Source organism: Lacibacter sp. H375, assembly GCF_037892425.1.
GTDB lineage: Bacteria > Bacteroidota > Bacteroidia > Chitinophagales > Chitinophagaceae > Lacibacter.
This window is the reverse complement of record NZ_JBBKTT010000001.1, coordinates 3,440,202-3,455,076: the sequence shown is the minus strand read 5'-3', so window position 1 is coordinate 3,455,076 and position 14,875 is coordinate 3,440,202. Positions and strand designations below refer to the sequence as shown.

General features: G+C 39.8%; 9 protein-coding genes. All 9 read right to left on the bottom strand.

Annotation, left to right across the window (positions count from 1 at the left end; translation table 11 throughout):
• Positions 1–108 precede the first annotated feature (108 nt).
• Positions 109–1,236, bottom strand: coding sequence for a TIGR03364 family FAD-dependent oxidoreductase (locus WG954_RS14870; protein WP_340437461.1), 1,128 nt, complete (start codon positions 1,234–1,236; stop codon positions 109–111).
• The gene (locus WG954_RS14865) at positions 1,229–2,524 is read right to left on the bottom strand and encodes a DUF5690 family protein (protein ID WP_340437460.1); all 1,296 of its coding nucleotides are present in this window, start codon (positions 2,522–2,524) and stop codon (positions 1,229–1,231) included. Before WG954_RS14865 ends, WG954_RS14870 begins: the two co-directional genes overlap by 8 nt.
• Entirely contained in the window at positions 2,521–3,207 is a 687-nt protein-coding gene (locus tag WG954_RS14860; RefSeq protein ID WP_340437459.1) for an HAD-IA family hydrolase, read from the bottom strand. The genes WG954_RS14865 and WG954_RS14860 overlap by 4 nt, the downstream gene beginning before the upstream one ends.
• A gap of 28 nt (positions 3,208–3,235) precedes the next feature.
• Positions 3,236–3,829, bottom strand: a complete 594-nt coding sequence (locus WG954_RS14855; RefSeq protein WP_340437458.1) for an HD domain-containing protein — start codon at positions 3,827–3,829, stop codon at positions 3,236–3,238.
• Positions 3,830–3,882: 53 nt separating this feature from the next.
• Positions 3,883–5,907: a TonB-dependent receptor plug domain-containing protein gene (locus WG954_RS14850; RefSeq protein ID WP_340437457.1), complete on the bottom strand. Its 2,025-nt coding sequence runs from the start codon at positions 5,905–5,907 to the stop codon at positions 3,883–3,885.
• A 27-nt stretch (positions 5,908–5,934) separates the two neighbouring features.
• Positions 5,935–8,385, bottom strand: a complete 2,451-nt coding sequence (locus WG954_RS14845) for a beta-propeller fold lactonase family protein (protein ID WP_340437456.1) — start codon at positions 8,383–8,385, stop codon at positions 5,935–5,937.
• A 74-nt stretch (positions 8,386–8,459) separates the two neighbouring features.
• Positions 8,460–9,560, bottom strand: a complete 1,101-nt coding sequence (locus tag WG954_RS14840; protein ID WP_340437455.1) for an alkaline phosphatase family protein — start codon at positions 9,558–9,560, stop codon at positions 8,460–8,462.
• Between the two features lie 97 nt (positions 9,561–9,657).
• Positions 9,658–11,238, bottom strand: coding sequence for a SusD/RagB family nutrient-binding outer membrane lipoprotein (locus WG954_RS14835; RefSeq protein ID WP_340437453.1), 1,581 nt, complete (start codon positions 11,236–11,238; stop codon positions 9,658–9,660).
• Positions 11,239–11,259: 21 nt separating this feature from the next.
• Positions 11,260–14,526: a SusC/RagA family TonB-linked outer membrane protein gene (locus tag WG954_RS14830; RefSeq protein WP_340437452.1), complete on the bottom strand. Its 3,267-nt coding sequence runs from the start codon at positions 14,524–14,526 to the stop codon at positions 11,260–11,262.
• Positions 14,527–14,875 lie beyond the last annotated feature (349 nt).

The window sequence follows — 14,875 nt, the reverse complement described above, 5'->3', positions numbered from 1 at the left end:
TGGCTATAAAAATTCCTGAAAGTTTACCCTTAATGAAATATGGTCCGTTTAATTCAAATAAACCGCTTTTTTTGTCGGTACAATATTATATTCCTGCAATTGAGAATTCTATAGCCCTGCAACCACTTCCTCCGCTAAACCAAAACTCAATGTCATACCGGCACCACCTAAACCATTCAATACATACACTCCTGCTTCAGGTGAAAAAAATAGTTCAGTTTCTCCATTTGTGAGTTTTGGATAAATGCCATTCCAGGTTTGCACAACTGAATGATCTTTGAAGCAAGCGAATTTTCGCAGGTAGTCTTTGATGAGTTGATTGATGTGTTCCTTATCAAATGGATCATGGGTTGCCCCATATTCATGCGAATCACCAATGGTCAATTCACCAGTTTGGTTTTGCGCCACCATCACATGAATACCAAAATCCAGGTATTCATCCATCTCCGTTGCATACTTTTTTTTCAACAATGGTAACGAGTCGGCTACTTTGAAACTGCTATAATGAATAAGCGATAAACCTCCACACAACGCAGGGCCGATACGCCAGCTATCTGGCTGTGTTTTCAATCGCATCATTTGCAGTTTACATTTAATCAGTGGGTGGTTTGCAAACTCTTCCGGGTATAACGTTTCAAAATCAACACCACTGCAAATAAAAACAATATCGGCTTCATGTTCTTCTTCATTACCGATGTAAACAGTGCTATCGGCAATATAGCTTACACATTTATCCCAGTAAAATTGAACTGCATGCTTCTCCTGCAGGAAAGAGGGTAATGATGCAATTGCTTCCCGGGGATCAACAATCAATTCATCAGCACTGTACAATCCGCCAAATAAGTTATTGCTTACTATGGCATCTGATCGTTGCAACAATTCATCAGCTGAAAGTAATTGTACGGGTCGATCAGCTTTAAATGATTCATATAATTCCTGCAACACAATCCACTCAAGTGGATTATGTGCCACATGCAAACTACCGACAGGATCGCTCCAGAATGGACCTGCATCTGAAATTTCTTGCCAAATACTTTTGCTGCGCAATGCACGTTCGTATAATTCACCATCGGGTTGACCAATGGGCCAGATCATTCCAAAGTTTCGAATAGAAGCACCTGTCGCAAAGCTGTTTCGCTCAAACACTTTTACTGCGAATCCTTTTTTCGCCAATGCTCTTGCCATTGCCAATCCAACTATACCTGCTCCAATTACAATTGCCTTCCGGTTAGCCATAATAAAACGTCTTTGCTAAAAAATATTTACGATTAAAATATGCCAATGAAAAAAGTACACTCAATACTCCGACAATAGCGCAGAACAAAGCAGCTCTTGCATAAAATTCCGACCAGTTTGCTTCAACGATCAGCAACTCTTTTGCAAGCATCACCAACATGGTACCTGCATAACCAAATGAATCAGCCAGGTACATTAAAAAACCGGCATTGCCATTTAATTTGAATGTGGCGATCATCCGTTCAAAGAAAATGCAGTTGAATGGAATGTAAGCCATATACAAACCCAGCCCAACCAATTGCATCCAGATTGCACCGTCCAACAATCCACTAATAAATAAAAACGATGATAGACCCGTCAATATAAAACCAATGCAGATAAGTAAATGAATGAGCCGAAACGCCTGCATATTTTTCTTCACCAACACTAACAAACTTACCAGCACAAGAATTGTTACAGAAGTAATGGTTTCTGTTTTAATGAAAATGCCATAATCATTCCCATAGCCAAGATCTGTCCAGATGCCCGACATAAAATTATCCCTCAGATCACGGATAACAGTCAGGAATACATAAGCAAGTGTAATAATGAAAAGACCTGAACCAAATGTTGTGAGAATAACTTTACGATCACTGCTATTCATATTCACACGTTCTGCACGTTGTTCAATGTCATCATTGTCAGGTGAAGGGATACGTTCCAACAACCAGATAAGAAAAAGTAAAGGCAAGACAAAAATAAGACCGGTTACAAATGGCATCCACTGTTCACTTACATTCCATTCTACCAACAACCATTTTGAAATAGTGCGTGTAAAACCACCGGCAAAAATAAAACTCACTGCCATGGCAGAACCAATAAAGTCGGTTGCTTTTCTTCCTTCAATGTAACTAAACACAATGCCCCACATAAATCCCAATGCGAAACCATTCACCAATAAACAAAACATGCCCGCAATCGGCGGAACAATTGCAAACAGGAATAATGAGAACCAGGCAATACCAATTAATGTGATGGCTGTTTTCCAACGGCCCATCCGTTTCAGTTCTGAAATAAAACGGATACCATAAAATTTACTGAGCATATAACCTATGCCCTGGAATATGATCAGCAATGTTTGATAACGGATACCCCAATAAGCAAGCCCTTCAAACTCCGCAACAGTAAATGGTTTGCGATATGCATACACAGATGCATAAGTCAGAAAACTTATCAGCGCTGCATAAACAGGCACTACCCATCGAGGAGTTTGCTTTTTTGAGTCTGTGTGTTTCAATGTAAGACTCATGCCATGAGGGCTGGTAATTCACTGAGTGAATCTATGATATGATCTGGCTGATAATCTTGTAACTGTTCTTTTGTGTAAGCACCTGTTGTAACACTCACCACTAATCCACAGCCCGCATTTCTTCCTTCTTGTACATCCACTTCGGTATCGCCCACTTTTACAACATCAGCAGCATTGGCGATACCACTGTTCTGCATCAGCTGCTGAATCATAAATGGGTAGGGCCGACCTTCCGGCACTTCATCACTGGCAATAACAAAGTCAATCAACCTGCTGTTATCCCATTCCAGTTTTTTTAAGATTACATCTGTTATCCTCCGGGTAAACCCTGTATTCAATGCAACCTTAATATTTTTCTCTTTCAGTGATGAAAATAATTTCTCTGCATGTTCCATTGGTTGCAAGTCTTCGTCATTTTCGTAAAACGTAACCATGTTATCAATGAATACATCATGGATCTGATCAACCAGCACTTTATTTTCTTCCAGCTTTCCGGTATAATATTTTGAAAGCAATAACTGGATCGCATCCATTTTACGCCAGCCCATTACTTTGTTTACATCTTCTTCCGGTACTTCGATACCAAATTGCTGAAATGCACGGATGAATGAATCTGCTACATTTCCTTTATCACGAACGGTAGTACCTGCCATGTCGAACACGACCAATGAATAATTCTGCATATTGTTTGTATTACTTAGGAAAACTATTTTAATAATAAACAGGCGAGGCAGTTCGCTGTTCCAGGTGTTGAACGATCATTTGATGGTACCTTGCTAATTCTCCGGGTTGTTTGCTTTCATCTTTCGCCTCTTCATCTATCTTTCGCATTTGTATCATTTGTTCAAACAACGGATCTGTTTCAAAAACAATCGCTTCATCATGACTCATTTTGCCACCTTGATAAATTAGCGTTTGCTTACTTGCTTCTGAAAGATGATTGTAGTAGTTATGATCTTTGAATGTGAGATAACGTTTGGCACTTACATGTGCCTGCACCAATTGAATGAGGCGGTCAGCAAAACGTCTGTTGCGTAAATAAGCCGCACCGATTTTTTCATGGTTCATTACACCATAATTATCCATTACGGTTAAGTTATGTCCCGCTGCACAGATATGTCCAATGTCATGCAGAAAAGCAGCCAGTATCATCTCTACATCGCAACCGCACTGTTGTGCAAGCTCTGCACTCTGGCAGGCATGTTGTAATTGAGTTACAGCCTCGCCATAATATTCATTACCGCCGTATTTTTCATACAGTGAAATTATTTCATCGGCAATTTGTATTGCCCGAACCTTCTCCATGTTCCATTTTTATTTAGAGCACAAATTAGCCGTCGTACATGAAGAAGATGTTACTAAAACATCAATTGAATGTGAAGCCATACGCTCCTGCCATAACCATTTATACCACTTCCATGTGTTCGGTAGTCCTGGTTAAACAGATTTTGCAATCCTGTTTGAAGTTGAAGTTGCTTCCATTGATAACCGGCATAAAGATTAATCACATTAAAACCAGGCGTACCTGTTTTCGGAATACGATTATCATCTTTATCGCCTTGAGCCAACCGGGTTTGTTTTGCAGCATACCAGTATTCAGCTGATGCAAACCATGCCTGTTTATTATAAGTTGCACGAACACGCCCATTAAATGGAGGAATGCGACGCAGCGGTTCTTTGCGTGTAACATTGTGACCGTAAGAATAGGCCATTCCGGTTTGCAATTCCAAATTCTTTGTTAGCTCAATATCGGCATCAGCTTCCACTCCTTTCACAAATGCTTCATCGGTATTTTCTTTTACATATACATTGTAGCCATTGATCTGCTCACCTTCTACCAGCACACGTGTAATGAGTTGTTTCAACTGCATGTAATAAGCTGTAGCAGTAAATTTCACTTTACGTGAGCGCCATTTATAACCTGCTTCATAATTATAAGATCGTTCGGGCAATAAACCATAAGCAGGTACTTCATAACGAAAATCGACAATACCCAATGTGCCCATGTCATCCACATTAGGTGCACGATAACTATTGCTGAAAGTTGCAAAGAGATGATGTTGTTTCGCTATCGTATAAACTATACCAAGGTTGCCTACCAATGCAGATGGTTTGATGATCGTATTTCCAAGGCTTGTATCAGTCATCCGTATGTCAAAAAAATTATAACGGACACCTGTATTTAACTGTAGTTGATTAAATTGAAACTGGTGAAGTGTAAAAATGGAATAGTTGGCATACGTTGCCCCATCAGGGTAAAGACCACGCAACAAGTTTTTATTTTGTGTGACAGTATTTATATCTGCACGTGAGCTGTTCACTTTATCAAGGTAAATATCAATACCGGAATTGGCTGTCCAGTTGTTAGCTAAAACAGAACGTACATCAATTGTTAAACCGGCTGTATTTACTTCATCCCGTTCTTTACGCAAAACAGCGCTGCCGTTTTTTTGACTGTTGCGTCCTTCAATTGATTGTTGATGCGAAAGCGTTACTTCAATCTGTTGCAGAACCTGGTTACTGGTTTTTAGTTTGAGTTTTGCATAACTGAGCATCCGCTGTTGCGGCTCCATTTCATTTACGGAGAAATTTTCAAGCCGCACTTTATGATAAACCGGCACATGACTTTGACGTAAAAGTTGCTGTGCAGTGATTAATTCAATATTCTGTTTCAACAAAAATTTCAGCTTAACATCATAAGCAAATTCGTTATATCCACTTGGCGTTTGAAAACCTGTGGTATCACCACCTAACATGTCGCCAAAATGCCGCAAAGTAAATCCTGCCGTTGCGGCAATTTTTTTATTAATGTACTTCAACTCTGCCCTTCCGGTTTGTTCCATTCCTGCCGACATCAATTTGCCCGATACTAAACCGCTTATTTTTTTCTGCTGATCATTTTCGAGGAAAGAAGGTTCTTTTGTAAACAGCTGTATTACTCCACCCAACGCATCAGTACCATATTGCACAGAGCCTGTGCCTTTCAACACTTCGATCTGCTGTATACTGAATGCATCAATGGTATTCAGGTATTGATTGGGGCCGTAACGAAACGTAGCATTATTCAAACGTATGCCATCAACTAATACCAAGGTTTGATTGCCGGTCAATCCACGAAGAAAAGCTGAACCTCCGCCATGATTTGTTTTCTGAACAAATACACCTGTTACCCCCATTAGTGCTTCCGGTGTTGTGCGTGGCTGAAAGTAGTCGAGTTCTTTTCGCTTTATTGTATTGATCGTATAGGGAATCGTTGCTTCCTTTTGTTCACTTCTGTTACCGGTAACAACCACTTCGCTTAACGAAGTAATACTTGTATCAGATTGTGCAAATACATTGGCACTTACAACTAAAATGAAAATGAGGTATGATATTCTCAACATAAAATTCTAACAGATCAACAGGTAACTTTATTTTTTCCCTTTCTTACTGCGTTCTCTTTCTTCTTCCTCTTCTTCTTCATCATTATCCACCATTTTTACAAATGCACTGCGGCGTGGCGCAGGCATTACACTTTCTTCGCCTTTCACAGCTTTCCAGATCACTTCACTAAATACCAGATCGGGAATACGGTCTTCTTTACTAAAATCGAATGTTTCACTGAGTCTTGCACTTGCTGTGTTCTTGGTATTTTTTTCGTTGAGATCAACCAATGCAGGCACTGAAGAAAATGGCGTAAGATCAGGAGTTGAACTGAAACAACGCCACATTGGTTCTGCAGCTGCATCATACTGACTCATAGGTGGCAAACCTAAGATCAATTCAATTGTACGCAACATTGATGAAGTGGAGTACATTGTATGATCAATGAATTTGCGCTTCACAAACCCGCCAGCTACGTAAGCTGTTGTGCGATGTGCATCTACATGATCTGGACCATTCTGTGCATCGTCTTCCACAATAAAGATGGCTGTCTCTTTCCAGATAGGACTCTTGCTTAAATACTCTACAAACAAACCAACGGCCCAATCATTATCTGCCACATGTGCAAACGGAGTTGGCCTACCAATGCGTTGTCCTTCTGTATGGTCATTAATAAAACGCAATGAGTTAAAACGAGGCACTGCATTCACGGCAAGCAACGAATCAAACTCACGCTTCCATTGATAAAAACGTGTTGTATCTCTCACACTTTCATCCCAACTGGTGAAGTAAGGACAGAAATGATTTTCAAGAACAGGAATATTTGCTTTGTAATCATCAGCAAATTCACCATAGGTTCGGTAGCTGATGCCTGCACGTTTGCAATAGTCCCAGATAAATCCACGATCAGGATTTGCTATTCCCCTGTTTCCTTCTGCATCATACTGTCCGCCACGACCGCCGTAGTTAGTAGGCCATGTTTTTTCGAGATAGTCATTGGCATTCGCTGCTGTACTCCAGTTATGCCCGTCGGCACTCACCTCTCCATCCACATAAAAATTATCGAGCAGCACAAATTCTTTTACCAGCTTGTGTTGGTTAGGAGTTACTCGTTCGCCAAACAATAGCAACGAAGTATCACCATTACCACCGGGCACATCAGCAAGTACCTGGTCGTATGTTCTGTTTTCTTTTAAAATATAGAATACATATTTGATAGGTGAAGGATCACCCACCTTCATTGGAATGGGATTACCTGCTTCACCTTTTGCGTGCAGTTCTTTTTCTTTTGTATAAGGTGTGTTATCATACACCATTTTTGAGTAAGCCGCCAGCTTTACATCATTCGGTTCATTTATAATACTCATTTCTCCTTTGAACAAACCGGCAATGTATTCCACACGGCTTTGTTTGTTTTTATAATCGCCTTGCTGATAAGTAACTTCCTGGTCACGCTTTGTAGGATCAGGGCCTTTTGCATTTGGTTTTGAGGTAAAGCCTTTGCCATTGCTTACAAATATTTTTTTACCGATCACTTTTACATTTGTTGGATACCAACCAACCGGAATAAATCCTTTCGACTTACTGAAACCGGGCTTGTTTACATCAAACACTGCCAAACAATTATTATCGGCATTCGCTACATACAATGTTTTCTGATCTTCACTCAACGCTAAACCATTACTTGCTGATCCTGTTGGTGCATTGGGAAACAAAGCTGCATTCAATACTTCCAGTTCTTTACGGGCAGCAATATCAATCACAGAAACAGAATTATCGCCTGCATTGGCAACATAAAGTTGCTTGCCGTTCTTTGACAGCAATAGTTCATTTGGATTTTCACCAACGGAAATTTGTGCTGTGATCTTGCCGGCAGCAATATCAAACACAACTACTTTCTTTGCACCCCAAACAGAAATGTAGAGTTCTTTTTTATTTGCAGAAAGCAAACAGGTATAAGCTGCATCCTCTAATGGAACTTGTTGTATGATCTTTTTATCAACCAGGTTAATGACGTAGAGCGAATTATTTTCTTTTGTTACAACATACATGCGCTTTGCAGCATCATCAGTTTCAATACCTGCCGGTGAAATTTTCTCCGGCCATTTTTTCCCAAGACTAATAGAGTCCTTCAGTTGAAGTTTGTTATTGGTAATTGCATATTTCAGTATCCAGTTATCATTACCACCACTGGCATACAGGAACTTTTCATCGGCTGAAAATTTTAGCCCGTACCATGATTTCGCAACGATCACACGATCCAATTCTTTTTCTGTTGCTGGATTGATCAACTGAAGGCTTTGCACACTTTGACCGTTGTTGGTAACAGCCATCAGTTTCTTGCTTTTGCTCACAGCAATGTTTAATGGCAAATCACCTAATGGCAAATGCCTGCCGGCGGGCGACAGGTACCAGCCATTTGGCAATTGCACTTTTTGTTGTGCTGTTGCTGAAAAAAACAAACTGACCAATGCTACAAGAGCAAGAAAATACTTCATACAAGTATGATTAAAGTTTATAATAACCGAAAATGACTATTAAATATAACTGTTTAGAAAAAAGAATAAAAGGATTATCGTTTGCGCATGATGGTTTCAACCGGTTCCATCACTTGCTGTTTGGGCTGAAACGTAAAGCCAAGTATGGAAGCAATGGTTGTTGCCACCTGGCGTTGATACAATTGCATAGGTGTTTTTACTTCACCTGATGCTTCCGTGTCGGGGCCCATGACAGCTAACCATATCTCCGATGCATCGGGCACTTTTGCCCCATGATCTTTCCACTGATCTTTATCTGCATCGCCACGGCCATGATCGGTTGTAACAATGAGTGTGGTTTTATTTTTATAATACGGATCAACCTGCAACCAACCCCACATATCAGCAATTAGCTGATCAACCATATAAGCAGATTGGAGATACAGATCATACTTTCCAGCGTGAGCAAAATCATCTGTTTCATCAAAGCCGATATACAGCACTCTTGGCTTGTATGTTTTCAGGTATTCCTTTGCGATGTAAAAGGTCAAAAGATCAAGACGCACACCATCGCCTAAAATACGTGGTGCATGATCCTGCATGTCATCAAGTAGTTCAAAAGTTGGTGATTTGAATTTTGTTTTTTCAAATGCACTGTTCACATAAATTTTGCTACGCTCTTCATTTAGAATATAAGGAAATACATCCCAAGAAGTAAAGGCTGCTACTTTTCCTTCAAATCCCTTTTGCTTGTTGATGAACTCCAGTACGTTTTCATTTTTATTCCACTTCTTATTGTTGGAGTTTACTGCTGTGTCAGGAAAGCCAGTGAAAATTTCATTATATCCCGGATACGAGAACCAATAGGGGTTTGCATTGTTTACATAGTTACCAAAACCTCTGTTGCCATATAATTGGCCTTGTGTTGCAACCGTATTCCAGAAAAAAGGTAAAAGTTTTTTCCGTCGCTCAGTTGTTGTAGCGGACCAGTACTTTTCATTCATGCCTTTGATATCATCCGTGTATTTGTTGTTATTGATGATGAAACTATCGGCACCATGAAACAATTCCTGCCAGCGAAAACCATCAAGTGTAATTACTACAACATGTTCTGTTTTTTGCTGCGCAACTATAGTTGCTGAAAACAACAAAGCAACTATTGCCAAAATAACATTTATCCCAAACTTAAATTTCATAAAATTATTTTACTGAATGAGTAATAAGAAGCGGAGCTAAGAATAGCTCCGCCGATTGATTATGCATGAGAAAACTTGCTGTATATCTAAAACGATTTTATTTGATCAACCACATTTCACCATTGATGTTATCGGCTCCTGTAAACTGACGGTCAACTGCAGTTTTCCAGTTTGTTGCATTGCGTTGTTGTTCGTTTGAAGGATAAGCCCAACGCTTGGGAATGTTTCCATTGTTACCAATGCCAATGCCTGTTGAAAATGCAGGAACTCCTGTACGACGATAGTTGTAATATGATTCCCAACCGGAGTTCTGGAAGAAAGAAAGATACTTCTGCAATAAGATCTTATTCAAACCTGCAGCACCAGCTTCGTACACAACTTTTGGTTGGTTATAATAGGTTGTGAAGTTGAAATTGAAATTAGCTGTTGTCCACTCGCCCAATGTTTTACCAATGGGCAGATAGTAACCTGTGTTTGTTCCTTCCGCAATACCATAGAACGCAATAGAAGCCTGGATACCTTTTTTGTACCAATCTTCAGCATTACCTGTAGCCCATCCCCTGTTGATGGCTTCAGCTATATTGAAACACATTTCAGGATAGCCGGCAATGATGAAGTTCTCTCCGGTAAATGTTCTGTAATAACGATAACGATTGATGTGACAAACATTGTAACTGTGTGCCTTGCTTTCCATCACATCCATTGCCTCACCTGTTCCTGCTGCAACATAGGCACGGAAATCAGTAGGTGCCCAACCATTATCATTTACCAGTTTCCATGCAGGCTCGCAGGTAACTAAAATGCGTGGATCATTCGTTTCGGCACTGTTCTTTACATAAGTTTCTGCCATATTATAACGAATGGCATCAAAACCAAATGAAACAGGATTGGTGCTGTAGTTATTTGTTGGTGTGATGTACACATACTTAAAGTTATCTGCCATGCTTTCAAAAACAGGAAATGAAGCGGGATTGCTTAATACTTCCTGGAAACGCTGCTTTACACGCAGATCAGCATCTGTATCTTTTTTGCTTAATGCGATCAACACACGGAGCTTGTAACTGTTTACTAATTTTCTCCATCTGTCATAATCACCACCATAATAAATATCACCTTTCACTGTAAGATTTGTACTGCTCTTTAGAAAAGCAAAATCAGTATTTGCTTCTTCCAGCCATTTTAATATTTGCAGAAAAATTTCTTTCTGTGTGTCATATTTAGGTTGCAATATTCCATCCAATGCTTTTGCTGCTTCACTCATTGGGACATCACCCATAAGTGATGTAAGGTTGTAATAGTAATACGCCTTCAGAAATTTCGCAATGGCATGGTAAGGTGTCTTATCAGTACCGGAACTTTTTGCTGCTTCTGCTTCCATTTGTACAACATTCTTTAAAATATCCTGGTATATGGAAAAAGGGCCGCTATTCCAGTTATACTGATTATCGCCATAGTATTCAAAGTTGCGGCAGAAGTATTGGTTGTAACGAGCTACAGCTCCCCAAGGCTCAATACCTCCCATACCACCGGCTACTCCATTCATTAAGCGGTTAAGAATAAGATCTGGAGGAACAGACGTTGCAATGTTTGGGTTGTTTTGCAGTTCTTCAAAACGCTTCTGGCAGGAAGCTAAGACTAAGACGAACAATACAACAGGTATATAAATAAACTTTTTCATTTTTTTATTCTTTAGATGTTCTTAGAAAGTAAGGTTGATGTTGAAACCAAAGCGGCGTGTGGTTGGTGTTTGCAAACCAGAACCTCCATCCTGTGTATACTGATCAGGGTCCACGTCTTTGTAACGTTTGTTAAAGAACAGATACACGTTGCGGCACACTAATGATACTTCTGCTTTTTTGATAACCGATTTCCCAATCAGTGAAGCAGGTAATTGATAGGTAAGTGTTACCTCTCTTAACTTGGCAAACGTTTTATCAATAATGTTCAACTCTTCCAACCCGGCATAACGGCTCACATAACTTTGAACAGTTGTTACTTTTGTATTTGGTACAGCAGTGAGTTGTTTGTAGTTAAGGATCTCTCCTGTGTTAGGATCTAACTGAATTGCACCACCGGTTAATGTAACACCAGGTGCCACAAATGAACCACCGGTTACATCATTTGGACGGTGTTGTCCCCATAAGCCTGTTGCAGTTTCGATATGACGACCACCTTGCAACATTTTCTGACGAACGTAATCATGAAACACACCACCAACTACACCATCAAACTGAAAGTTTAAACGGAATCCTTTATAAGTAAATGAATTGATTACACCCCAGCTCCAGTCAGGATCAGCGTGTCCCATTATTCTTCTTGCCGCACCTGCGCCTGCATCTCTGAAACGCATCGGTATACCATCAGCACCATGAACCAATTGACCATCTGGTGTTTTGATGAACCCTTCCTGGTAAATGAGATCAACACGTGAACCATTCTTACTCCAGAAGTTTGGATTTGGATGTTCTTTCCATGTACGTTTAAATGTTGACCAATTCACGTTCACATTCCATTGGAAATCTTTCTTAGCAATAACATTGGCATTGATCATTACTTCCCAACCCATGTTCTGCACTTTGCCGTAGTTATCTGTTACACTGTTATAACCTGATGATTGAGAAATGATATCAGAACGTTGTGTAAGTAATTCACTGATTGAACGGAACCACGTTACATCTAACCCGATTCTGTTTTTCAGAAAGCGAATATCTAAACCAACTTCAGTTGTTTTCCTGTTATCAGCAACCAACTCAGGATTCAATAACCCATTTGCATAGCTTGCACCTAATGTATTATTATATGTTCCAGTATTAGCAATGCTGTAACCAATTGATGTGAGTTCATACAAACCCATGTTGAGAGGTGAATAATATTGCTGACCATAACCTTGTCCTGTACCAATACCGACAGAAGGCTGACCAACAAATGCATTCAAACCTGCACTTCTTCCTTCAGCATATGAGCCTCTCAGTTTTAAAAATGAAACTACTTTAGGTAAGTTGTCAATATAATCTGAAATAACTGTTGACACACCTACTGATGGATAGAAATAACTGTTGTTTTGTAAAGGCAGCGTACTTTGTTTATCGTAACGTCCGGTAATACCCACAACAGCATACTTACTTAAACCAAGGTCAAATGAACCATAGGTACTCAACGTTAAACCTTCTGCGGCAACTGAAGCTATACGTGGAGCACGCAAAGAATTGGCTAATGTGTATAAACCGGGAATGTTAAGATAATCGGTACTTGCAAATGTTCCATTGTAACGTGCAGTGCGAACATTACCTCCTACAAAACCATCCACACTTAAAAAGTTGTTGAAGAATTTGGAATTGTATTTCACCTGAAGTTCGTTGTTGGCTTCAAAAAACATGCGTGTGTCTTCACGATAGTCGCCCATTCTTTCATCACGGCCATAAGAACCTGCAGAATATGGCATTTTTTCTTGGCGGAAAATATTATAAGTTGAAATGCCAGGACGATACATTAATTCAACTCCCTTTGCTACTTTCCAGTTCAATGAAAGATAGCCATACACATCATTCTTATAATGCGGACGTAACCATTCCTTAACCATGAACCATGGATTGTTGTAACGTTGGTATTCGGCATAGATCTGTTGTGTACCGATCTTGCCTTCCTGCCAATAGTTTCTCATATCATCAACATTCCAATCGGCACCTGCCCAGATCACCATGTTGTAGATCATGCTATTGGGGCCATAGTTAACGTCCGGAAAATTGGGTGAGTACTGACGGCTGTAATTGATATCAGCTGTTAATTTTATTTTGCTGTTGAATTCATACCCTGCACTTAAATTAAAGTTGGTTGTATTCAAACCCATGTTTGGCACAATTGCTTTCTGATAAGTATGCCCTACACCAAAACGCACATTGTATTTATCACCTGTTGCACCAATAGCAACGTGGTTTGTACTGAGTACACCCGTTTCAAGAAAACGTCTGAAGTTCTCTTTACCTCTTGCAACCCACGGAGTAGGTTTAATGTTACCGGTAATACTTGAACCGTCAGCAAACGTGGTAGTATATGTTTGACCCGGTGTGCGGATACCATCGTATTGAGGTATAAGCTGACCTTGAAAACGTGGACCCCACACATCATAGTCATTATCATTCAATCCACCACCAAGACCGTTTACAAATGCATACTTACCTCTTGAACCAGGTCCATATTCGTCCTGGTAAAGTGGAAATGCAAGAAAGCCTTTTTCAAACATGGTACTTGAGTTGAACTCAATAGAAAAACCTCTTTTATCCTTGCTTCCTTTTTTTGTATTGATGATGATGGCGCCGTTACGTGCAAGGGCACCATATAATGCAGATGCTGTTTGCCCTTTCAGCATTGTATAACTTTCAATATCATCGGGACTGATATTCCATGTATCAGTTGTAATAGGTACACCATCTACAACAAATAAAATATTTCCTTCGCCACGAAAGTTGATAGAAGGTGCACGCAACAACTCGTTGTTTACGTTTACGTTTAAACCTGCTACTTTTCCCTTTAAACTGTTCACAGCATTTGGCTCTCTTGCCTTCACCAGTTCAGATGTCTTTACATCCTGAATTGAGTATGTAATACGCTTGGTTTCTTTCTTAACACCCAACGCTGTTACCACTACTTCATTTAGTGATTTTGGATTAATGTCCAGTTCAATTGTGATTGTAGTGCTTCCGTTAACTGTAATTTCTGTTTCCAAAAACCCTGCTGCAGTTAGTAACAGTACATCACCGGTTTTTGCCGAGAGTGAAAACTGGCCAGCATTACCAGTGTACGTCCCTTTGTTCGTTCCCTTTACTTGTACTGATGCAGCCTGTACAGGCTGCCCATCTGATTTAGAAATGACTTTGCCTGTAATATCCTGTGCAGATAACACAAAAGGAAGGCTCATTAGAAAGATCAGCGATAACACTAATCCTTTGGTTGCTGATAGTGAAAACATAAGACAGTAAGTTTTGAATGATTGATTTCGCAAAACTGCCTGTTCAATGTTACCGATGTCTTACTGAACTGTTATGGAAAGATTACCGTAGTGTAGTGGAATTGTTACTATTCACATAAAGCAACTACTTATGCACAAATAATTTTGATCAACAAGAAAATTTCCTCTATTCATCTTAGAAAACAAGAGAAGTAAATTCACCGTTGCGGCAATTACGTTTTACAAAATGCTATTGGCTGCAAAAACGTTACCATCCGAAATAATAATTTGATACTTCCCATCTTTCAAATATGATACACGTAGTTGAACCAGCATTTACCCAACAGATCCCTCGCATCCGAGAGATGAC

Excerpts from the sequence above, each read along its gene's own strand:
- WG954_RS14870 (WP_340437461.1), bottom strand. The coding sequence starts at position 1,236 with ATGGCTAACCGGAAGGCAATTGTAATTGGAGCAGGTATAGTTGGATTG.
- WG954_RS14865 (WP_340437460.1), bottom strand. The coding sequence starts at position 2,524 with ATGAGTCTTACATTGAAACACACAGACTCAAAAAAGCAAACTCCTCGA.
- WG954_RS14860 (WP_340437459.1), bottom strand. The coding sequence starts at position 3,207 with ATGCAGAATTATTCATTGGTCGTGTTCGACATGGCAGGTACTACCGTT.
- WG954_RS14855 (WP_340437458.1), bottom strand. The coding sequence starts at position 3,829 with ATGGAGAAGGTTCGGGCAATACAAATTGCCGATGAAATAATTTCACTG.
- WG954_RS14850 (WP_340437457.1), bottom strand. The coding sequence starts at position 5,907 with ATGTTGAGAATATCATACCTCATTTTCATTTTAGTTGTAAGTGCCAAT.
- WG954_RS14845 (WP_340437456.1), bottom strand. The coding sequence starts at position 8,385 with ATGAAGTATTTTCTTGCTCTTGTAGCATTGGTCAGTTTGTTTTTTTCA.
- WG954_RS14840 (WP_340437455.1), bottom strand. The coding sequence starts at position 9,560 with ATGAAATTTAAGTTTGGGATAAATGTTATTTTGGCAATAGTTGCTTTG.
- WG954_RS14835 (WP_340437453.1), bottom strand. The coding sequence starts at position 11,238 with ATGAAAAAGTTTATTTATATACCTGTTGTATTGTTCGTCTTAGTCTTA.
- WG954_RS14830 (WP_340437452.1), bottom strand. The coding sequence starts at position 14,526 with ATGTTTTCACTATCAGCAACCAAAGGATTAGTGTTATCGCTGATCTTT.